The sequence below is a fragment of the Symbiobacterium ostreiconchae genome (genome assembly GCF_055396975.1).
Genome location: NZ_AP042454.1, coordinates 1327949 through 1348074, shown reverse-complemented (window position 1 = coordinate 1348074; position 20126 = coordinate 1327949). Strand labels below are relative to the sequence as shown.

Here is a 20126-nt window from a genome sequence, read left to right as displayed (position 1 = left end):
TCATCCCCCCGCAAACTGGCGGAGCAGCCGCAGCACGGCCGGCCCCAGGATGATGACGATGGTGGGCATCAGGATCAGCAGCGCCATGGGCACGCGCATGCGCACCGAGGCCTCCTGCGCCTTCTGCTGTGCCTGCTGCTGCTTGCGCTGCCGGATGGCCCGCATGGTGAACCGGAGCTGTTCCGCGATGGAGACGCCCCACTGGTGGCTCTGCTGAATGGCCGAGACCACCTCCTTCAGCTCCGGCGACTCGTGCCGGTCCATCAGGTCCCGCCAGGCCCGCTGCGCCGGCTTGCCCGCGGCCATCTCGTGGACCGTGCGCAGCATCTCGCCGGAGAGCACCCCCGGGCTCTCCGCAGCCACCCGCCGGACGGCCTCGGTCAGGCTGAGGCCGGCCTCCAGGCAGGTGGCGAGCAGGTGGACGAACTGGGGCAGCTCCCGCCGGATCTGGCGGGACATCTCGCCGACGCGGCGCCTGAGCCACGCCCGGGGCGCCCAGAGCCCCAACACCAATCCGAGGGCCGCGCCGGTCCAGCCGTGCAGCCCCAGGAACGCCAGAGCCAGGGCAAAAGCGAGGACCAGCTGCAGGAAGTAGAACTCCTCCGCCCCCAGACCGGCGGGACGGCCGGCCCAGAGCAGAAGCTGGCGCAGCTCCTCCAGCGATCCGACGCCGGGAACCAGCGGGAGCCGGGGCCACACGCGCTCCCGCAGCCAGTCCTGCAGCCGCCGGCCCCCGGCAGGCTGGACCGCGACGCTTCCCGCCCGCTCGACCATCGCCCGCAGCCTGCGGCGGCGGGCGGTGGCCAGGTCGTACACGCCGAAGCCAAACAGCAGCACGGCCAGAAACGACCAGGTTGCGGCCATGGGACTCACCTCTCACCAGTTGCGCACGTCCGTGATCTGCCGGATGAGCAGCCAGCCGAGGGCCATCGATGCGAGACTGCCGAGGATCAGCATGCGGCCCGCGGGATCGGCCAGGGCCTCCCCGAAGTACCCGGGATTCTGGTAGCTGACGATGGCCATCACCACCAGCGGGACCGCGGTGACCAGGCGGGCGCTGGCCTTGCCCTCGGCGCTGGCCGCTTCCAGTGCAGAAAGGAACTGGCGGTCCTCGACCAGCTCGCGGGAGATGGACTCCAGCACCCGGTCCAGGTCAGCCCCGGCCTCTCCGGCGACCTTGCACGCCACCACCACGCTGGTGAACTCCGGCAGCCCGACCCGCTCCCGGATCATCGCCAGGGCGTCACCCGCGGAGACCTGCAGCTGCATCGCCCGCTCCACCCGCAGGAACTCGCCGCGCATCGGCTGAGGGGCCTGCTGCACCACGGTCTGCACCGCCTGGTAGAGGGTGCCTCCGGCCCGGATGACGCTGGCCATGAGCCTGAGTGTCTCGGGCAGCTGCTCCGCAAACCGGGCCGCGCGGGCGCGCGCCCGGTGCCGGACCAGCAGCAGCGGCCCGACCAGGCCCAGCAGCAGCAGCGCGGCCGCACTGGTCAGGTCGCCGGCGAGGGCGAACAGGGCGGCGAGCCCGACACTGGTCCCAAAGGCCAGGGCGAGGTGGCGGCGGGTCAGGTTCAGCCCCGCCTGCCTGGCCTCCCGCTCCAGCCGCTCCAGCAGACCCGGGCCGCGGGGGCGGGCCGCACCCTCCTGCTCCAGCGGGTCCCGGTCTCTGAGGAGCCGCTCGGCCAGCCGGGAGCGCCGCCGGAGGGTGTGGGCGATCCCGCCCAGCGCCAGGGCCACGGTCAGGAACGTACAGAGTGCGGCGAGGTACGGCACGCCCTACCCCTCCTCCCACAAGTAGCGCCGGACGACGCGCTCCGGCCGCACGCCGGTGGACTCCAGCCTGTCCAGGGACGGGTTCCACCGGAACAGCGGGCGGAGGCGGTAGCTTTCCTCCTCCAGGTCCACCTCGGCGATTTCTGCGATGCGCCGCTGCCCGGAACGCAGGCGGGCGCAGTGGATGATCAGCTCGAAGGCCGAGGCCACCTGCTGCCGGATGGCCCGGATGGGCAGGCCGCTGTCGGCCATGAGGACCATGGTCTCCAGGCGGGCGAGGCCGTCCCGGGCGCTGTTGGCGTGCAGGGTGGAGAAACTGCCGTCGTGGCCGGTGTTGCAGGCCTGCACCATGTCCAGCGCCTCGCCGCCCCGCACCTCGCCGACGATGATCCGGTCGGGGCGGAGCCGGAGGGCGGTGCGCACCAGGTCGCGGATGCTGATGGCTCCCTGACCCTCGGCGTTGCCGCTCCGGGTCTCGTAGCGCAGGACGTGCGGCTGCTGCAGCTGCAGCTCCGCCGCGTCCTCAATGGTGATCACCCGCTCCTCGGCCGGAATGAAGGCCGACAGCGCGTTCAGCACCGTCGTCTTGCCGCTGGAGGTGCTGCCGGTGACGAGGATGTTGCACCGGGCCCGCACCGCCCGCCGGAGGAAGTCGGCGGCCTCGGGGGAGAGCGTGCCGGTGGCCACGAGGGTCTGCCAGTCCAGCATGCGGGGGTTGAACTTGCGGATGGCGATGGCACACCCGTCCAGGGCGGGCGGGGAGAGCGTCGCGCAGACCCGGCTGCCGTCCGCCAGTCGGGCGTCCAGGATGGGGTGCCGCTCATCGATGCGCCGCCGGATGGGCTGGGCGATGCGTTCGGCCAGGTGGCGTACCGCCTGGTCGCTCTCGAAGGCAAGCCCTTCCACCCGTTCCAGCCGGCCCTGCCGCTCGACCCAGATGTCGTCGTAGCGGTTGACCAGGATTTCGGTCACCTCGGGGTCGTCCATCAGGGGCTGCAGGACGCCGAAGCCCACCAGGTCCTGGACCAGCCGGGTGACCATCGTCTCGCGCACCGCGGCGGGGACGGAGCCCTCCCGCTCCAGCACCGCCGCGATCCGCTCACGGGCCATGAGCCGGAGGGAGGCGTCGGAGGGCCGGAGGAGGAGGTCGCCGCTGATCTCCTGCAGCAGCCGCTCCCGGACGTAATCCCGCAGCCGTTCGTACTGAACCTGGGCGGCCGGGTCGCGCACCAGCGCGGCGCCGACCCGTCTCTGCAGCAGCGCGCGGCTGGTCAATTACGCCCCCTCCCTGCCCGCGATGGGCCAGAGCCGCGACAGCAGCCCGGCCCCGAACGGCGCGGCCATCGGCTGCGCCGGCGCCTCCGTGTCGACGATGCCCCTGAGCAGCACCTGCACCGCCTTCCCAACCGGAGCCGACACGGCCAGGGCCGCCTGCAGGTCTCCCCGGTTGACCGCCTGCGCCGCCTGACGGCTGGAAGGCACCGCCCCGAGCACGGGAAACGGGCTCAGCTCCCGGATATCCGCGGTGCTGATCTCCTGCCCCTCCGTCTCGCGGTTCACCACCACCCGGAACTTGCCGGCGGGCAGCTTCAGGAAGTCCAGCTCCCGGGCGATCCGCTTCAGGGGCGTGAGGGCGAGCAGGTCGGGCGTGACGGGCAGCAGCACCCAGTCGGCCAGGTCCAGCGCCACCAGGGTGGAATCCCGAAGGCCCGCAGAGAGGTCGACGACAACATGCATGCCCGCTCCGGACAGCGACTTCACGGCGGACTCCATCGCCTCCGCGGAGAGCACCGCCTCATCGATGACGCGCGTGGGGCCCGGCAGGACGAACAGGCGGCTGGTCCAGCGCACCAGGTGGTTCTCCACCTCCTCCGGAGCCACCCGGCCGGGCCAGGTGCCGATGTTGGGCAGGCTGGCCGACTGCAGCAGGGTGACCAGGTCCGGATTGTCGGCGTTCCCGTCGATGATGACGGTCCGCTGCCGCTCGCTGAGCCGCAGCGCGACCGCCACGGCCAGGAGCGTCTTGCCCACGCCCCCTTTTGGGCTCCACAGGGCAATGACCAGTCCTTTCGCCACGGCTAGTCACCTCCTACCCGCCCCGCGACCGGCAGGGCCCCGGGTTCTGCCCGGGAAGCCACGGGCCCGGCCGACGCGGAAACCTCACCCTCAGCGGCCTCCTCCTCCACGCCCTGGCTGATGCCATACCGCTCCAGGAAGACCTGGCGGTCGACCCCTGTGGTGGCCACGGGCTCATCCGGCCCGACGTACGGGCTCGTCAGCAGCCAGATCATGCCGTTGGCGTGGGCAAAGGCGATCTCCTCCGCGGTGCGGGGCGTGACCTGAAGCACCACGGCGCTCGGGCCGCCCATGTCGTCCCGCTGCACGTGGAGGACGGGCACGCGGTGGGCGATCACCCTGGCCAGCGTGCCCCGTGGGGCGCGGCCCTGCCCGGCCTCATGGCCCTCCGCCACGTCGGCGTTGATGGCGACGAGCACGTCCACCGGATCGCCCTCCTGCAGGGTGCCGGCCACGCCAGTCGCCTCATCGACCCTCAGGGCCATGGCCCGCACCTCCCCGGACGGCTCGGCGGCCAGCCGTGCCGCCAGGCTGGACCCGCCGGCGGGCACCAGGTGCGCCTCCCGCAGGATGGTGCCGGGGACCAGAAGGGCCCGGGTGTAGCGCCCCTGGAGCGCCGCCGGGTCGGTGACAGCGTCGGCCGGCACCGCTTCACGGGGCACCTCCGCCACCTGCAGGGCCTCCGGTCCCACCGGCGTGTACGGCGGCACCTCCCGAGCGACGGTGAGCACGGCGAAGCGCTCCTGCTGCATCTGCAGGAACCGAATGTTCAACCAGGCGGCCAGCAGCGCGCACACAAAAGCGCCGAGCAGGGCCAGCCGCCCCAGATTTCCGCGCATCCTCTCTTCCCTCCAACCTGCACCTAGCGGCTCAGCCAGGCCAGCCACGGGCTGCCCGTGCCGGTCTGCGTCTGCTCCGCTCCGGCGGCGGCGAGCGCAGGTGCCACCACCTCCAGCAGGCCGGCGAGGGCCTGCGAAAGCCCCGCCGCACCCGGGTCCGCCAGCCGGGTGACCGGCTGTCCCTCTCCCGCGGCGCGCAGCGCCGCCTCCGGGCGCAGCGGGATCACCGCGGACACCGGCAGCCCGAAACAGTCCGCCACTTCCGCCTTCGTGACGTACGGCGTGTCCAGCCAGCGGGTAAGCACCAGGCGGCAGCGGTCCCGCGTCAGCACTCCCTGACCCAGCGCGGCCTCAAACCCTCTGGCGGTGTCGAGCACGTCCGGGTAGTCGCAGGTCACGGTCACCAGTACCACCTGGGCCAGGCGGGCCGCGGCGTCGCGAATGGGGCCTGGCCGTGCCTCCGGGTCGAGAATGATATAATCGAAGTGACTGCGCAGCCCGTCCACCAGCCAGGCGATGGCCTCGGGCGTCACCTTGGCGACCAGGTCGGGCCGGCCGTCCGGCCCGCTGACCAGCGCCCAGTTGGACCGGATCCAGTGCAGGCAGTCCTCCGGCGGCGTCCGGCCCCGCTCGCAGGCCTCGGCCAGACGCACCCAGCTGGGCATCTCCTGTTCCCGGCCCAGCAGCGGGGCCAGCGAGGAGTTGTAGGGATTCAGGTCGACCGTGCAGACCCGCAGCTCCCCCGAGCGGGCCAGCAGGTCTGCGAGGCCCAGGGCCAGCGTTGAACGGCCGCCGCCGGGCTTGCCGCCCCACAGCGCCACCACCTGCTGACGCAGGACCCGGATGGCGGGCCGCCGCGCCTCCGGCACAGCGGAGATTCGGGCCGGCATCGGCGGCCCGGGCGCAGGCTGGCCCTGCCTGCGTGCGGCCGGCGGAGGCGGCGCGGGCTTCAGCCGGGGCGCCGGCCCGGCCGGGGGCCGTGCGGGAACCGGCGCCGGCGGCGGCACCGGGCGGGGTGCAGCCGGCTTCTGCAGGCTCCGCACCCACTCGTCGATCACCTCTGGCGTCAGCCGCTCTGCCCGCAGCAGCGCCACGCCCTCAGGGGGTGCGGGCCTTGGCCCCTCGGGCGCACACCCTTCCTCCAGCCAACAGATGCGCGGGCCCTTCACCGGAAGGAGGGCATCGGCGTCGCTGAGGGCCGGGCTCACGAAGATCAAAGCCGGGCGCACCTCGGCCAGCAGCGGCAGGGCGTCCGCCGCCCGCTCGCACGTGAGCGGCTGCGCGAGGGCAAAGCTCGTGCACTCGCCCAACATCTGATCCAGCAGCGGGTCACCCGTGCACGCCAAGGCCGCGGGGCGCATGAGCAGTCCTCCCCTCGCCCAGGAGGCGCGCCAGCCACAGGCGCGCGCCCCCCGGTTCTTCCCGGGGTTCCGCCCGGCGGATGAACACCAGCCCAGTCCTGCCGCCGAAGGGCTGGGCGCCGGCGATGAGCGAAGGTCCGGTCAGGCCCCGCCCGGCCAGGAGATCGTCCAGGGCCCGGGCGATCTCGGCCGGGTCAGCGGACTCCGGCGGGTCGACCGCAACCGACTTGCCGGCCCAGGCTGCCAGACTCTCCAGCCGCTGCAGCAGTTCGGGCGAGCGCACGTGCCGGTGGCACAGCCGCTGCGCCTCCAGGAACGGAAAGAGCTGCTCGTACCCCTCGGCGAGCGACCCCGGGCCCAGCGCCACGTACAGCCGCGTCCCCCGGGGAACCGCATCGCCATACGTGACGATGCGCCAGGTCCGGGTCCAAATCACCGCGCCGTGCTGCGGTGCAGGCGGATTCCAGGTGGCCGATGGCACGGTCATGGATCGTCCTCCCAGCATAACCATTTCTTTCCAACCCATATTTTAGCAACTCTGCTCTCCGGCGCAAGAGGTTAACGGGTATTTTCGCTGGGAGCGTATTGCGACTACAGGAATCGTCGCTGCAGCAATCGAATTCGGTTGAAACGGGGTGAAGTGCATGCCGGCCGATTATCGCCCGCTGCTGGCGAGGGATGACCAGTTCGACCGACTCTGTGCCATTCTCAGCGCCGTGGCCCAGCACGGCTCGCTCCGGAAGGCGACGCAGGTCCTGGGCATGTCCTACCGCTATGCCTGGGGGCTGGTGCGGCAGGCGGAGGAGGAGATCGGCACCCCGCTGCTCGTCCGCAAGGTCGGCGGCCCGTCAGGCGGCGGGGCGCAGCTCACGCAGACCGGCGAGGATCTGCTCCGGCGCCACCGCCTCCTCACGCGTGAGGCCGCCGTCATCATGGGACCGGAGCGTTCGGATGCCCTGGCGGATCGCCCGCTGCTCATGGCCTCCACCATCGGGCCCGTCGAGGTCGGGCTGGTGGACGCGCTGGTGGGGGCGTACCGCGCCGAGACCGGCCACTGGGTCCGCTATATCGCCGCGGGGAGCGGCCAGGCCCTCGACCTGGCCCGGGCCGGGCGGGTGGACCTGGTGCTGGTGCACGCGCCCGAACTGGAGGCCCGGTTCCTGGCGGACGGATACGGCACCGGCCGCCACCCGCTGGCCCAGAACGACTTCGTGATCTGCGGCCCGGCGGAGGACCCCGCCGGCATCCGCACCGCCGCCTCCGCGGCCGACGCCATGCGGCGCATCGCACGGGGCGGCCACCCCTTCGTCAGCCGCGGCGACCGGTCCGGCACCCATGTGCGGGAACTCCGGCTCTGGGAGCAGGCCGGCATCATGCCTTCCGCCCCCTGGTACCAGCCCTGGGCCCTGGGCGGCAAGGGCAACATCGCGACCCTGCGCCACGCCGCGGCCGTGGGAGCGTACACCCTGATCGATTCCGCGACCCTGGTCATGGCGTGCCCCGAGGGCTACGCAGGGCTGTTCCGCGGCGACCCGGTGCTGGTCAATCAGTTCTGCCTGATCCCGGTCAGCCCCGAACTCTTCCCCGCGGTCAACGGCGAGGGCGCCCGGCATTTCGTGGCGTGGGCCACCGGCCCTGCCGGCCGGGCTGTGATCCGCGCCTTCGGCGCGGAATCGTTCGGAGAGCCGCTTTTCCTCCTCCCGTAACCGATAACGCAAAATCGTGTTGTCTTCCGCCCCCCGCTGCGCTATGCTCTAACTGGACATAACGGCGGTCGCACCGCGATGCTGGTCTCGCACCGGTTATGTTCCGTCAGGCAAGAACACGCAGAAGGGGGATTTTCGATGAAACGCCTGCGCGTTTTCGTGGTCCTCGCAGCGATCATGGCCCTCATCATCGGCTGCTCCGCGGGCCAGCAACCCACCAGCCAGCCGCAGCCCACCCCGCAGCCGCAGCAGGAGCAGCAGCCCCAGGAACCGTCAAGCCAGTCGGAGACCCCGGCCGGGTCTGAAGAGCCGGCGGCCCCCGAGAACCCCGAGGTCATTCTGGCCACCACCACCTCCACCGTGGACACCGGCTTGCTGGACGTGCTGGTGCCGATGTTCGAGGAGCGGACTGGCTTCATCGTCAAGACCGTCTCCGTGGGCACCGGCCAGGCCCTGAAGCTGGGCGAGAACGGTGAGGCGGACGTGCTGCTGGTGCACGCGCCGGAGTCCGAGCGGCCCCTGGTCGAGAGCGGCGCGGTCATCAACCGCCGGCTGGTCATGCACAACGACTTCGTCCTCATCGGCCCGCCCGATGACCCCGCAGGTGTGAAGGGGACGACCAGGACGGCCGAGGGCCTGAAGAAGATCGCCGAAAGCGGGTCCCTTTTCATCTCCCGGGGCGACGAGTCGGGCACCCACAAGAAGGAGATGGCCCTCTGGAATGAAGCCGGCATCGATCCCACGGGAAATGAGTGGTATCAGGAGACCGGCCAGGGCATGGGCGCCACGATCAACGTCGCCAACGAGAAGCTGGCCTACACCCTGAGCGACCGGGGCACCTACCTGGCCCAGAAGAAGAACATCGACCTGGAGATCGTGCTCGAGGGCGACGCGCCCTTGCTCAACATCTACCACGTGATGCAGGTCAACCCCGAGAAGTGGCCGCTGGTCAACGCCGAGGGCGCAGCCGCCTTCGTGGAGTTCATGCTGGAGGATGAGGTCCAGGAGATCATCCGGACCTTCGGCATCGACAAGTACGGCGAGCCGCTCTTCTACCCGGACGGCGGCATGACGGAGGAGGACCTTCTCGGCGGTTAGCACTGAAGCGGAAGGCAGGTATGTGGCTTGGAACTGATCGGACAGGGCATCGTGGCCGCGCTGCGGATGCTCGCGTCCGGGGATGCGGAACTCGTACGGGTTACGCTGCTGACCATCAGGGTCGCCGGTACGGCGACCCTGCTCAGCATCGTGGTGGGCATCCCGCTGGGCTGCCTGCTGGCGCTCGCCCGCTTTCCCGGACGTGAGCTGATGATCAGCCTCGTGAACGCCGGCATGGGCACGCCGCCGGTGGTCGCGGGCCTGGCCGTGTCGCTCCTGCTGTGGCGCTCCGGCCCCTTCGGTTACCTCAAACTGATGTACACCCCCACCGCCATGATCATCGCGCAGTTCATCATCGCGCTGCCCCTGGTCACGGGCTTCGCGCTGGCCGGCATCGGCCAGCTGAACCCCAAGCTGCAGGACCAGATCCTGGCCCTGGGGGCTTCCCGCTGGCAGCTGTACTGGCTCCTCATCCGTGAGGCCCGCCTGTCGCTGCTGGCGGCGGTCATCGGCGGTTTCGGAGGCGTCATCTCCGAGGTCGGCGCCTCGACGATGGTGGGCGGTAACATTCTCGGGCGGACGCGGGTACTGACCACCGCGACGGTCATGGAGGTCAGCAAGGGCAACTTCGACGTGGCGATCGCGCTGTCGATCATCCTGATGCTGCTGATCTGGCTCGTCACGTATGCCCTCACCCGGCTCCAGCAAAGGGGGCGGCCGCAATGACAGCGTTGCTGGAGGTCACCGACATCCAGGTGAAGCGGGGGAACCGCGTGGTTGTCGAGATCCCCCACCTGGCCATCCAGCCGGGGGAGGTGCTGGCGGTCATCGGCCCCAACGGCTCCGGGAAGTCCAGCCTGCTGCACGCCCTGGCCCTGCTCATCCCCGCCTCCTTCGGCAGCTACCTCTGGGAAGGGCGGCAGGTCAGCCTCCCCCAGGAGGCGCTGGCCCTCAGGCGGAAGATGGCCGTGGTCTTCCAGGAGTCGCTGCTCCTCACCGGCACCGTACTGCAAAACGTGGCCCTCGGGCTGCGGCTGAGAGGGGTGCCCGCGAACAGGCGGCGGGAGGTAGCGATGGAGATGCTGGAGCAGCTGCGCATCAGCCACCTTGCCGACCGCTCTGCCCGGCAGCTCTCGGGCGGCGAGGCCCAGCGGGTCTCCATCGCCAGGGCCCTGGCCACCCGCCCGCGGCTGCTGTACCTGGACGAACCCACGGCTTCGCTGGACGTGCTGGCCCGGTCCCGGCTGCTGGCCGACCTGCGCCGGATTCTCACCGCCTCGGGCACCGCGGCGCTGTTCGTCACCCACGACTTCACCGAGATCCCGCCGCTGGCCGACCGGGTGGCCGTGCTGGCCGAAGGGAAGCTTCTTCAGATCGGCACCCCGGCGGAGGTGTTCAACCAGCCCGCGACCCCGCTGGTGCGGGACCTGGTGCAGGTGGCGCACGACCTGGTGCGGACCCTGGATTCGCGCCCGCGGCAGGAAGCGCCTGAGCAGAGGTGGAACTGAACAGGGACGCATTCGATCAGGAGGCACCCGGATGGCTGAGAAATGGCGTCCCTTGCTCACCCTGTTGAAGGACATCCTCTACGGCGTACTGCTCTGGCTGCTGATCATCACCTTCGTCGGACAGGTGCGGGAGGTTCCCACAGGCTCAATGGAACCCACGATCCTGGTGGGGGACCGGTTCTGGACCGACAAGCTGGTGCTCCGCTTCAGACCCATCCGCCGCGGGGACATCGTCGTCTTCGATCCACCCCCGCCCGTGCAGGCGCAGTACCCCTACATCAAGCGGGTGATCGGCCTGCCCGGCGAGACGGTGGAGGTGCGGGACGGGCAGGTCTTCATCGACGGCGAGCCGCTGGATGAGCCGTACATCGCCGAGCCCCCCCGGTACCGGTACGGGCCCGTCACGATTCCCGAAGGCCACTACTTCGTGCTCGGGGACAACCGGAACCTGTCCAACGACAGCCACGAGTGGGGGCTGCTGGAGCGGAAGCGCATCTTTGCCCGGGCGGTCTACCGCATCTGGCCCGTGGACCGCATCGGATCGATCGACTGAAGGGCTCACCCCCTCCGCAGGGTGCGGAGGGGGTGTTTCGCGCCGGTATCACCCTTTCTGCAGGTGGAAATCGTAAGGAAAAGGGGCGCGCCGGGGGCAGGGATGAGGCGCGGCCGCCTCGAACTGTATTAGGACCTGCTTATAAGACTAGGTGAAGGGTGATGGCCTTGGCCGATCTCCGACTGGTTCCCTGCGGCGACCGGGCGCTGCTCTGCTACCTGGGCGAGACGCTGGATGAAGCGACCAGCCGGCGGGTCCACAGCCTGGCGGATGCGCTGCGCGGCGCCCACCCGGCCATCGTGGAGGTCACGCCGGGGTTTCATGCGCTCATGGTGGAGTACGACCCCGTGCGCATCCGCCTGGAGCAGGTGACGGCGATGGTGCAGGACGCGGCTGCCCGGGCGGACGCGCCGGAGGCGCAGGGCCGGACCGTGGAGATCCCCGTGCTCTACGGCGGCGAGCACGGCCCCGACCTCGGCGCCGTGGCCGCGCATGCAGGGCTTACCCCCGAGGAGGTCGTCGCGCGCCACGCAGGCGGCTCGTACCGGGTCTACTGCCTGGGCTTCAGCCCGGGGTTCCCCTACCTGGGCGGCCTGGATCCCCAGATCGCCGCCCCGCGCCTTGACAACCCCCGCGTGCACGTGCCGGGCGGTTCGGTGGGCATCGGCGGGCGGCTCACCGGCATCTACCCCGGCGACGCGCCCGGCGGCTGGCGGCTGATCGGCCGGACCCCGGTGCGGCTGTTCGACCCCTACCGCGATCCGCCCGCCCTGCTGCAGCCGGGCGACGCGGTGCGCTTCGTGCCCATCGATCCGGCCGCGTACGAGCAGATGGCAGGGGCGCAGCATGCACATCGCCCGGCGCTCCCCGCCTTCGCTCCGGGCCGGACCGGATTGCGCATCCTGCAGCCGGGCTGGCAGACCACCCTGCAGGACCTGGGCCGCCGGGGCTACACCGCCCTGGGCGTCCCGGTGGCCGGGGCCGCCGACCAGCAGTCCCTGATGATCGGCAACTGGCTGCTGGGCAACCGCGCCCGCACCGCGGCGCTGGAAATCACCCTCACCGGCCCCGAGGTGGAGTTCACCGGTCCGGCCGCGTTCGCGCTCACCGGCGCGCCCATCCCCGCCGAGCTGATCCCGGCGGACGGCGGATCGCCCCGCCCCGTGCCCGGGTGGACGTCGGTGCTCGCGGGGCCGGGGGACCGGCTGCGGCTGGGCACGGTGACCGCCGGCTGCCGCGCCTACCTTTGCGTCGCCGGGGGCTTCGACCTGCCGCCGGTGCTGGGCAGCCTGTCCGAAGACCTCTTCGGTCACGTCGGTCCGCTGGGCCGGCCCCTGCAGGCCGGGGACTGGCTGCCGATCGGGCTCCCGCTCCACCCTCCCGCCGACCTGGCCGGCCGGTCCCTTCCGCCCGATGCGGTGCCCGCCTTCGAGGGGAGGGTTGTCGTCCGCCTGATTTCGGGGCCGCAGGCCGACCAGTTCCCGGAGGAGAGCCTGGACCGGCTCTGCGCGGCGGAGTACCGGGTGGGCCCCCACTCGGACCGGCAGGGCATCCGGCTGGTCGGGCCGGGGCTGAATCCCGACGGGCCTGCGGAGATGCTCTCAGAGCCGATTCCGCCGGGCGCGCTGCAGGTGGTGCCCAGCGGCCTCCCGATCCTGCTGCTCAGCAACCGGCAGACCCTGGGCGGCTACCCCAAGATCGCCACGGCGGTCTTCACGGACCTGTGGCGGGCGGCGCAGCTGAAGGAGGGCGACCGGGTGACGTTCGCGCTGGCGGATGTCGCGGAGGGCCACGCGATCGCCTGGCAGGAGCGCCGCCGGCTGGGCCAGATCCGCCGCTACCTCGAACGGCGTGCCTCTGCCGCAGTCCGGCCGGCGGAGGCGGTGCAGGCGAAGCTCTCTGCAGTGGCCCCGGCAGCGCCCCCGCTGGCGCCGTCCGCCGCGCCGCCGACTGCGCCCGGAGGCGCGCCGGTTCCCGCCCCCGCGGCCGGGCCGGCGCCCGTCCGTCCCGGGGTGCGCGTCTACCGCGTCATGGTCGGGGACGTCGAGTTCCTCTGCGAGGTGGAGGAGGTCCGGGACTGATCCCACCGTTCCCGTGCGCAGAGCCGGAAAAAGCCACCGGAAGCACCGGTGGCTTTTTTCGTCTTATCGCTTGTTACCGCTTGCTCCCCACGGCCGCCCGTTTCATGCGCCGCACGGGGATATTGGCCACGAGGGCCACCTGGTTCTCGGCCGTCTGAAGGGTGACGTCCATTCCGTCTTCCTCGATCTCCATATAGCGGGAGATGACCTCGATCAGCTCCTCCTTCAGGGTCTCGAGGAACTGCGGCGACACGTTGGTCCGGTCGTGGACGAGCACCAGGCGCAGCCGCTCCCTGGCGATATCCGCACTCGAGTGATCGCGCCCGAAGACCCGGGAAATGAGATCCAGCATGAGACGCCCCCCCTTCTAGCTCCGGCCGAGCCCCACGATGCGCTTGAACCTGGACCACAGGGATTCCTCCGCGTCCAGATCCATGATCGGTACCGCCTCACCCATCAGCCGGCGGGCGATGTTCTGGAACGCCCTGCCCGCCTTGCTGTCGCGCGAGTAGACCGCCGGCTCACCCCGGTTGGTGGAGACGATGATGTGGTCGTCCTCCGGCACAACCCCCAAGAGGTCCACCGCCAGCATCTCCAGCATGTCGTCGATCTCCAGCATGTCGCCGCGCGCGACCATGCGCGGACGCACCCGGTTCACGATCAGCATCGCCGGGCTCTTCTCCCCGTCCTGGGCGTCCCACAGCCCGATCACGCGGTCGGCGTCGCGCACCGAGGAGACTTCCGGGTTCGCCACGATAATCGCCTTCTGGGCGCCGGCGATGGCGTTCTTGAACCCGTCCTCGATGCCCGCGGGGCAGTCCACCAAGACGAAATCGAACTCCCGGGCCAGCTGCTCCGTGAGACTCTTCATCTGCTCCGCCGAGACGTCCTTCTTCTCTCTGGTCTGGGCTGCAGCGAGCAGGTAGAGGTTCTCGTTGCGCTTGTCCTTGATGAGCGCCTGCTTCAGCCGGGCGTTGCCCTCGACCACGTCAACGAGGTCGTACACAATCCGGTTCTCGAGCCCCATCACGACGTCGAGGTTGCGCAGGCCGATATCGGCATCCACCAGGACGACTCTGTTGCCCAGCTGGGCCAGTGCCGCGCCCAGATTGGCCGTCGTCGTCGTCTTTCCCACGCCGCCTTTGCCCGAAGTCACCACGATGACCTGTCCCATCAACGATCCTCCTTCGCGCCGACCGCTTCCAGCGCACTCGCCTGGCGTTTCTCCGCGGACGCCTCAACCACGATGAGGTCACCCCGGATGCGCGCCACCTCAGGAAAGGACTGTGGAGCGTCACCGTCGGGCGCCCGCCCGATCACCTCTGCGATCCGGAGCTGCGTGGGTCGGAGCCTGGTCGCCGCCACGATGGCCGACCGGTTGCCGGTGCATCCGGCGTGCGCCACGCCCCGCAGCGCGCCCATGACTACGATGTGGCCGGCCGCCACCACCACTGCGCCCGGATTGACGTCCCCGAGAATGATCACGTCGCCGTTGTGCCGGATCTCCTGTCCGGAGCGCACGGTCTTGGTGATCACCAGTGCGGTCTCGGGCGGCGGCTCTGCCGGCGGCGCCCCGGCCTCCGGTGCCTGCATCTCGGCTACGGGGTCTCCCCCTTCCTTCACGCTGAGGAGCACCATCCCAGCCCGCTGCAGGGTCTGCTCGAGCGCTTCCCTGTCCGCTGCGGAGAGTTCGCGATTGCCCACGTGAACCTGGACCCTGCCGCCGGCGAAGAACCGGCCGCTGCTGGCCAGCTTCGCGGCGAGCCGCTCCAGCACAGAGGCGAACTCGCCCTCCTCGGGGAGCAGCAGCACAAGTCCCGTTCTGGTCGTCCCGCGTATGACAATATCCTGACGCATGCCCTCTTCACGACCCTGGCGGTAGTTTTATCCTCTTCGTCTAGTTCGCCTCGGGAAGCGAATCTCCTTCTGCGATTTACAAATAATGTCGGCGGCGGCTGCCACCGACATTGCTGCCACGAAACCGGCGCTTACCTGCGCCGCAGGACGATGATGCCGCGCGGATCCGGCTTGATGAAGCCGTAGAGCCGGAAAATGCGCCAGTAGACCAGCATGCACAGCACGGTGTCGTAGATCACCGAGGGCAGGAGCTTGCTGCCGAACTCGGCCAGCGAGATGCTGCGTCCGAAGATCAGGAGGCAGACCAGCACCACGGTCTGCCCGAGGAGCGACCCGACGACGCCGCCGGCGAGTGGCAGGAGCAGGTTGTCCTTGAAGACCCGCTCCTCGACCAGCCCGGCGACGAACCCCACCAGGCTCCCGGCCAGGGCGTGGCTGCCGATGAGCTGTCCGATGGTCAGGTCGATGAGCAGCCCGCCGCCGAAGCCCACCGCCAGGCCGACCTGCCAGCCGAAGAGGAGGCCGCAGGCGACCGCGACGGCGAGCACCACGTCGGGAACCACGCCGGCGATCGCCAGGTACGGGCCCAGGACGCTCTGGACGAGGTAGGCCGCCAGCACGATGCCCGTCAGGACCCAGTACCTCATGGTGCGCTCGACCCCCTGTCATGCTCGGTCGGGGTCAGCACCACCTGCACCACTTCCAGCTTGTGTACGTCCACCGCAGGGCGCACCCGGGCAGACTTCACGAACGACGAGCCGAGGTCCACCTGGTCGATCCAGCCCACCAGCAGGTCTGCGGGCATGACGCCCTGCCCGGAGGTGTAGACAGGCTGGCCCACCGTGACGTCGGGATCGGTGGACCAGAAGCGCATCCGCAGGTAGCCGCCCTCCACCGTCTCCAGCACGCCCTGCTCCCCGTTGGGCAGCTTCGCGCCCGCGCCGAAGCCCCCCTGACTGAACCCCGCGTCGCTGATCAGCTGCACCGTGGAGGTGTACGGGGTGGTGTAGGCGACCTTGCCCACGAGCCCCTGCCAGTTGACGACGGCCATGCCCTGCCGGACGCCGTCGCGGCTTCCCCGGCTGATGATGACGGTCTGGTACCAGTCCTCCGCCGACCGGCTGATGACCTCGGCCGTGAGCATGGGATACGGCGTCCGCTCCTTGAGGCCGAGCTCGCTGCGCAGCCGCTGGTTCTCGTGCTCCAGTTGCACAACGAGGGCCCGGTCCTGCGCCATCTCCGCCACCTGCTGCCGCAGGGCGGCGTTCTCCTCGCGCAGCCGGGTCAGCTCGCGTATGGAATCGACGATGCCCCGGGTCTGGTCCCCGACCCAGTCCGTGGCCACCTGAAACGGGTAGAGCAGCGTGGCGATCCCCTTTTCAAGGGGGGTGACCGCGCTGCGCTCGCGCGCCGTCAGGGCCATGGTGATGAAGATGACGACCAGCGCGCCCAGGGCCACGCCAAGAAGGCGTAGGTGTTTATTATATCGCATGGGTGACAGCTTCACGCCCTCCGGACGGCCGGCGCGGAGCTAGGAGTTGCGCGCCACCCGCTTGAGAATATCGAGATTATCCAGGCACTTGCCGCAGCCCTTCACCACGCACAGCAGCGGCTCATCCGCCACGTGCACGGGCATGCCGGTCTCCTTGGAGATCAGCAGGTCCAGCCCCTTCAGCAGGGCGCCGCCGCCGGTCATGACGATGCCGCGGTCCATGATGTCGGCCGCCAGCTCGGGCGGGGTGTTCTCGAGGGTGACCTTGATCGCCTCGACAATCGCCGAGACCGGTTCCGCCAGGGCCTTGCGGATCTCGTCGGAGGTCACCCGCAGCGTGCGGGGCAGCCCGGTCACCAGGTCGCGGCCGCGGATCTCCATCGACTCCTCTTCGCCGGTGGGATAGGCGGAGCCGATGGTCTGCTTGACCTCCTCGCCGGTGCGCTCGCCGATCAGCAGGTTGTAGTTCCGCTTGACGTACTGCACGATCGCCTCGTCCAGCTCGTCGCCGGCGACGCGGATCGACTTGGCGGTCACCAGGCCGCCCAGGGAGATGATCGCCACCTCCGTCGTGCCGCCGCCGATGTCCACGACCATGGAGCCGGTGGGCTCCTCCACCGGCAGGCCGGCCCCGATGGCCGCGGCCATCGGCTCCTCGATCACGTGCGCCTCACGCGCGCCCGCCTGGAGCGCGGCATCCTGCACGGCCCGCCGCTCCACGCCGGTCACGCCGGAGGGGATGGAGATGATGATGCGCGGACGGAAAGGGGCACGGCGGCTGCCCGCCTTGTTGATGAAGTACTTCAGCATGGTCTGGGTGGTGTCAAAGTCCGCGATGACGCCGTCCTTCATCGGCCGGATGGCCACGATGTTGCCGGGGGTGCGGCCCAGCATCTGCTTGGCCTCCGAACCGACGGCCAGCGGGGTCTTCTTGTCGCGGTCCACCGCGACCACGGACGGTTCGTCGATCAGAATGCCGCGGCCCTTGACGTAGACCAGGGTGTTCGCGGTACCGAGGTCAATCCCTATGTCGCGTGCAAAAAACTGCCAGATGGACACCGCACTGTTCCCCTTTCTTCTCTGAGCGGCCAGCAGAAACCCGGTTTCTCACCCGGTCAGAAGACCCCGCTCACGGAAACTGGTATACCGGCCCTGTCCCACCACCAGGTGATCCAGCACCTCGATGCCGATCACCCGGCCCGCCTGCACCAGCCGCCGGGTGATCTCCCGGTCCTCCCTGCTGGGGGTGGGATCGCCGCTGGGGTGGTTGTGGGCGAGAATCACCGAGTGTGCGCTTCTGCGGATGGCCGTCTTGAACACCTCGCGGGGGTGCACCAGCGAGGCGGTCAACGTCCCTTCAGAGACACATTCGACATCGATCACCTGATTCTTGGCGTTCAGGAGAATCACGTGAAACTGTTCCCGGCTGAGGTGGGCGAGGCGCGGCGCGAGAAACTCGAAGACGGCGCGCGGGTTGGAGAGGTCCACTCTCCTCAGCGGCGCCGCGCTGGCGCGAAAACCCAGGTGCAGGCCGGCCAGGATGGTGCACACCTTGGCCGGGCCCAGTCCCTTCACCAGGTCCCTGCGGTCCGCGTCCTGCAGGTACAGCAGGGCACGGAGCCCGCCGCCGGGATCTTTCGCCTCACAATGATGCAGTAAATCGCGGGCCAGTTCAATCACCGAGCGGCCTCTGGAACCGGTTCCTAGCAGAATCGCCAGGAGCTCCACGTCGGTCAGTTTCTCGGGCCCCAGCCGGAGCAGCCGCTCACGGGGCCGGTCCGCTTCGGGCAGCCTCTTCAGGGATGCCGTCACAGCCGTCGCTCTCCCTTCAGCGGGCGCCTCCCGTGAAGATCGGGTAGCCGAACTGCGTCAGCATGTGAACCGTGCGATGGAGGGGAAGGCCGACCACGTTGTAGTAGTCGCCGGAGATCGATGCGATCAGCGCAGCGGCCCGGCCCTGGATGCCGTAGGCCCCTGCCTTGTCCATCGGCTCTCCGGTCTCCACGTACCAGCGGATCTGCTCCCGCGTGAGGGGGGCGAACCGGACGACGGTCTCCTCGTGCGCCACCTGTTCCTCGGGGCCGCGAACCACGGCCACGCCGGTGAGCACCTGGTGGGGCCGGCCGGAGAGCCGCCCGAGCATCGCCTCGGCCTCCGCCCGGTCCGCGGGCTTGCCCAGCACCTCGCCGTCCACCACCACGATGGTGTCCGCGCCCAGCACCAGCGCGTCCGGGTGCCGTGCGGCCACGGCACGCGCCTTGCGCAGCGCCAGCCGCTCCACCAGCTCAGCCGGCGACTCGGCGTGCACCGCGTGTTCATCCACTTCCGGGACCTCGACGACGAAAGGAATCCCGATCTGCCTGAGCAGTTCCTGCCTCCGGGGCGAAGAAGAGGCCAGAATGAGCTGCATCGCCGTCACCTCACGTCAGCGCAGGGCCAGCCAGAGCGCCAGCACCAGCCCGATCGCGCCGCCTACCGTTAGCTTGAACGAAACCCCGAAGGTGACCACTAGAAAGTTCAGGTCGAGCGTCGCCGGCGCCATGCCCAGCGGAATGTGGTAGTTCAGGATGGGGATGTAATGCGAGAGCGCTGCGCCGATGAGCTGCCCCACGACGGCGCCGATGAGCGCCCACATGAACGCCAACCAACCGCGCTTCACGAAACTGCCCCCTTACGGTCGCCGAGGCTCTTGATAGGACGTACTTCAAACAGCCTTAGTTTCGTGGTTTCCCAGTCAGATTCCTGCGCGGGAGGCAGACCCGGCAACAGCATAGCACAGGCGCGGATGGGTTGGCAATATATGGAACAGGGGCCATCCCATGGTGATGGCCCCGTGTCAACTGCGCTCACTCACCGGCCGCATCGGCCGCATAGAAGTTGTGGTACTGCTCCAGCAGGCTGACGTATCCGTTCATCGCCCGCTGGAACTCCTCACTGCCCGGTGCGGCGGTGGCGGCCACCTCGATGTCCGCGGCGTTGGCCGTCGCCATGTCGGCCAGCCCCATGAACCGGGTGATGGCCGGGCTCTCCTCACCTGCGGCGAGCCGGGCCGCGGCCTGCCGCATCTCCTGGCCCAGGGCGACCAGGATGCCGCCGTCAGCCGGTTCGCCTGCCGCCCGCTTGGCAAACCAGGCCCCCGCCTCGTAGAGGTAGTTGTTCAGGGCGTCGAGTCCCGTCTGCAGGTCCGGGTTGACCGACCCGGTCATCGCCATGACCGCCTCGGGGGCGTAGTCCACATCCATGGCCACCGCGAAGGCGTTGGGCGAGAGTCCGGTCTCCCGCATGACATCCAGGACCTCGCCGGCCTCCTCGCCGGACATGAAGGGCCCGACGTAGACCTTGACCAGGCCCATGTCGTTGCGCGGGGTCATGGCTGCGACCACCTGCTGACCGGCCAGTTCGCTCACCAGATTGCGGGCGGCCCCTTCAGACCGGAAGGCGCCGACCTGGACGAAGTGGACCTGGAAGGGCCTCGGAACGATGGCCACCTGGGTCGACGAGCCCGACGTGCCCGAGATGCCGGACACGTCCTCCAACCCCGGTACCGGTTCGATCGCGGCGGTTTTCTCCTCGCCCAGGAGGTTCCCCAGGACGCCGCCGAGCTGCCAGGCACCCACCACGGCCAGCACGACGGCCAGGATAAACACGCCGCCCCACCGGTCATTCGCTTTCTTCTGCACGGATCGTCCAAACCGATGCATGGTGTCCCCTCCCGCTTGGGTGGTTCGCCCGCCGGTGGAGCTCACGGTTCGGGGCGGCCCATGGTGTCGGCCCCTGAC

At 69.9% G+C, this 20126-nt stretch carries 23 protein-coding genes; 6 read left to right on the top strand and 17 right to left on the bottom strand.

Annotated elements, in window-relative coordinates; genetic code table 11:
- From ACZ5UM_RS06720 to ACZ5UM_RS06690, 7 genes are read right to left on the bottom strand one after another with little or no spacing between them, the layout of a single operon-like run.
- Window positions 1-864 carry a type II secretion system F family protein gene (locus tag ACZ5UM_RS06720; protein ID WP_464847677.1) on the bottom strand — a complete coding sequence of 288 codons (864 nt, stop codon included), beginning with the start codon at window positions 862-864 and terminating at the stop codon, window positions 1-3.
- A gap of 12 nt (window positions 865-876) precedes the next feature.
- Window positions 877-1776 (bottom strand): type II secretion system F family protein, encoded by a 900-nt coding sequence (locus tag ACZ5UM_RS06715; RefSeq protein WP_464847674.1) that lies wholly within the window; start codon window positions 1774-1776, stop codon window positions 877-879.
- A 3-nt stretch (window positions 1777-1779) separates the two neighbouring features.
- Complete coding sequence (locus ACZ5UM_RS06710; RefSeq protein WP_464847673.1) at window positions 1780-3051, bottom strand: CpaF family protein; 1272 nt, start codon at window positions 3049-3051, stop codon at window positions 1780-1782.
- Complete coding sequence (locus tag ACZ5UM_RS06705) at window positions 3052-3852, bottom strand: AAA family ATPase (RefSeq protein ID WP_464847671.1); 801 nt, start codon at window positions 3850-3852, stop codon at window positions 3052-3054. It abuts the gene before it with no gap.
- A gap of 2 nt (window positions 3853-3854) precedes the next feature.
- On the bottom strand, window positions 3855-4691 hold the full coding sequence (gene cpaB, locus ACZ5UM_RS06700; RefSeq protein WP_464847670.1) for a Flp pilus assembly protein CpaB: 837 nt from the start codon (window positions 4689-4691) through the stop codon (window positions 3855-3857).
- Between the two features lie 23 nt (window positions 4692-4714).
- Window positions 4715-6052: an AAA family ATPase gene (locus ACZ5UM_RS06695; protein ID WP_464847669.1), complete on the bottom strand. Its 1338-nt coding sequence runs from the start codon at window positions 6050-6052 to the stop codon at window positions 4715-4717.
- Window positions 6021-6539, bottom strand: coding sequence for a hypothetical protein (locus ACZ5UM_RS06690; RefSeq protein ID WP_464847667.1), 519 nt, complete (start codon window positions 6537-6539; stop codon window positions 6021-6023). The genes ACZ5UM_RS06695 and ACZ5UM_RS06690 overlap by 32 nt, the downstream gene beginning before the upstream one ends.
- A 157-nt stretch (window positions 6540-6696) precedes the next feature.
- On the opposite strand from ACZ5UM_RS06690, the gene ACZ5UM_RS06685 reads away from it, so the two are divergent.
- The 6 genes from ACZ5UM_RS06685 to pxpB all read left to right on the top strand — a co-directional run bounded on the left by ACZ5UM_RS06685 (window position 6697) and on the right by pxpB (window position 12998).
- Window positions 6697-7758, top strand: a complete 1062-nt coding sequence (locus tag ACZ5UM_RS06685) for a substrate-binding domain-containing protein (RefSeq protein ID WP_464847666.1) — start codon at window positions 6697-6699, stop codon at window positions 7756-7758.
- Between the two features lie 138 nt (window positions 7759-7896).
- Window positions 7897-8856 (top strand): ABC transporter substrate-binding protein, encoded by a 960-nt coding sequence (locus ACZ5UM_RS06680; RefSeq protein ID WP_464847664.1) that lies wholly within the window; start codon window positions 7897-7899, stop codon window positions 8854-8856.
- A 27-nt stretch (window positions 8857-8883) separates the two neighbouring features.
- Window positions 8884-9582: an ABC transporter permease gene (locus ACZ5UM_RS06675; protein WP_464847662.1), complete on the top strand. Its 699-nt coding sequence runs from the start codon at window positions 8884-8886 to the stop codon at window positions 9580-9582.
- A complete protein-coding gene (locus tag ACZ5UM_RS06670) occupies window positions 9579-10364 on the top strand; it encodes an ABC transporter ATP-binding protein (RefSeq protein ID WP_464847661.1) in 786 nt (261 codons plus the stop codon). The genes ACZ5UM_RS06675 and ACZ5UM_RS06670 overlap by 4 nt, the downstream gene beginning before the upstream one ends.
- Before the next feature lie 31 nt (window positions 10365-10395).
- Window positions 10396-10917, top strand: a complete 522-nt coding sequence (lepB, locus tag ACZ5UM_RS06665; RefSeq protein ID WP_464847660.1) for a signal peptidase I — start codon at window positions 10396-10398, stop codon at window positions 10915-10917.
- Between the two features lie 167 nt (window positions 10918-11084).
- Window positions 11085-12998, top strand: coding sequence for a 5-oxoprolinase subunit PxpB (gene pxpB / locus ACZ5UM_RS06660; RefSeq protein ID WP_464847659.1), 1914 nt, complete (start codon window positions 11085-11087; stop codon window positions 12996-12998).
- Between the two features lie 73 nt (window positions 12999-13071).
- Here pxpB and minE read toward each other — a convergent pair whose 3' ends face one another.
- The 10 genes from minE to ACZ5UM_RS06610 form a co-directional block, all read right to left on the bottom strand.
- Window positions 13072-13350: a cell division topological specificity factor MinE gene (gene minE, locus ACZ5UM_RS06655; RefSeq protein ID WP_464847658.1), complete on the bottom strand. Its 279-nt coding sequence runs from the start codon at window positions 13348-13350 to the stop codon at window positions 13072-13074.
- Between the two features lie 15 nt (window positions 13351-13365).
- Entirely contained in the window at window positions 13366-14172 is an 807-nt protein-coding gene (gene minD / locus ACZ5UM_RS06650; RefSeq protein ID WP_464847657.1) for a septum site-determining protein MinD, read from the bottom strand.
- Window positions 14172-14855 carry a septum site-determining protein MinC gene (gene minC / locus ACZ5UM_RS06645; RefSeq protein ID WP_464847655.1) on the bottom strand — a complete coding sequence of 228 codons (684 nt, stop codon included), beginning with the start codon at window positions 14853-14855 and terminating at the stop codon, window positions 14172-14174. Before minC ends, minD begins: the two co-directional genes overlap by 1 nt.
- A 131-nt stretch (window positions 14856-14986) precedes the next feature.
- Window positions 14987-15502 (bottom strand): rod shape-determining protein MreD, encoded by a 516-nt coding sequence (gene mreD / locus ACZ5UM_RS06640; RefSeq protein WP_464847653.1) that lies wholly within the window; start codon window positions 15500-15502, stop codon window positions 14987-14989.
- Complete coding sequence (mreC, locus tag ACZ5UM_RS06635; RefSeq protein WP_464847652.1) at window positions 15499-16362, bottom strand: rod shape-determining protein MreC; 864 nt, start codon at window positions 16360-16362, stop codon at window positions 15499-15501. Before mreC ends, mreD begins: the two co-directional genes overlap by 4 nt.
- A gap of 24 nt (window positions 16363-16386) precedes the next feature.
- Window positions 16387-17406 (bottom strand): rod shape-determining protein, encoded by a 1020-nt coding sequence (locus ACZ5UM_RS06630; RefSeq protein ID WP_464847651.1) that lies wholly within the window; start codon window positions 17404-17406, stop codon window positions 16387-16389.
- Between the two features lie 48 nt (window positions 17407-17454).
- Window positions 17455-18159, bottom strand: a complete 705-nt coding sequence (gene radC, locus ACZ5UM_RS06625) for a RadC family protein (protein WP_464847650.1) — start codon at window positions 18157-18159, stop codon at window positions 17455-17457.
- A 16-nt stretch (window positions 18160-18175) separates the two neighbouring features.
- A complete protein-coding gene (locus ACZ5UM_RS06620; protein WP_464847649.1) occupies window positions 18176-18757 on the bottom strand; it encodes a Maf family protein in 582 nt (193 codons plus the stop codon).
- Window positions 18758-18772: 15 nt separating this feature from the next.
- Window positions 18773-19006 (bottom strand): DUF4321 domain-containing protein, encoded by a 234-nt coding sequence (locus ACZ5UM_RS06615; RefSeq protein ID WP_273382273.1) that lies wholly within the window; start codon window positions 19004-19006, stop codon window positions 18773-18775.
- Window positions 19007-19193: 187 nt separating this feature from the next.
- Window positions 19194-20048, bottom strand: coding sequence for an SPOR domain-containing protein (locus ACZ5UM_RS06610; protein WP_464847648.1), 855 nt, complete (start codon window positions 20046-20048; stop codon window positions 19194-19196).
- Between the last annotated feature and the right edge of the window lie 78 nt (window positions 20049-20126).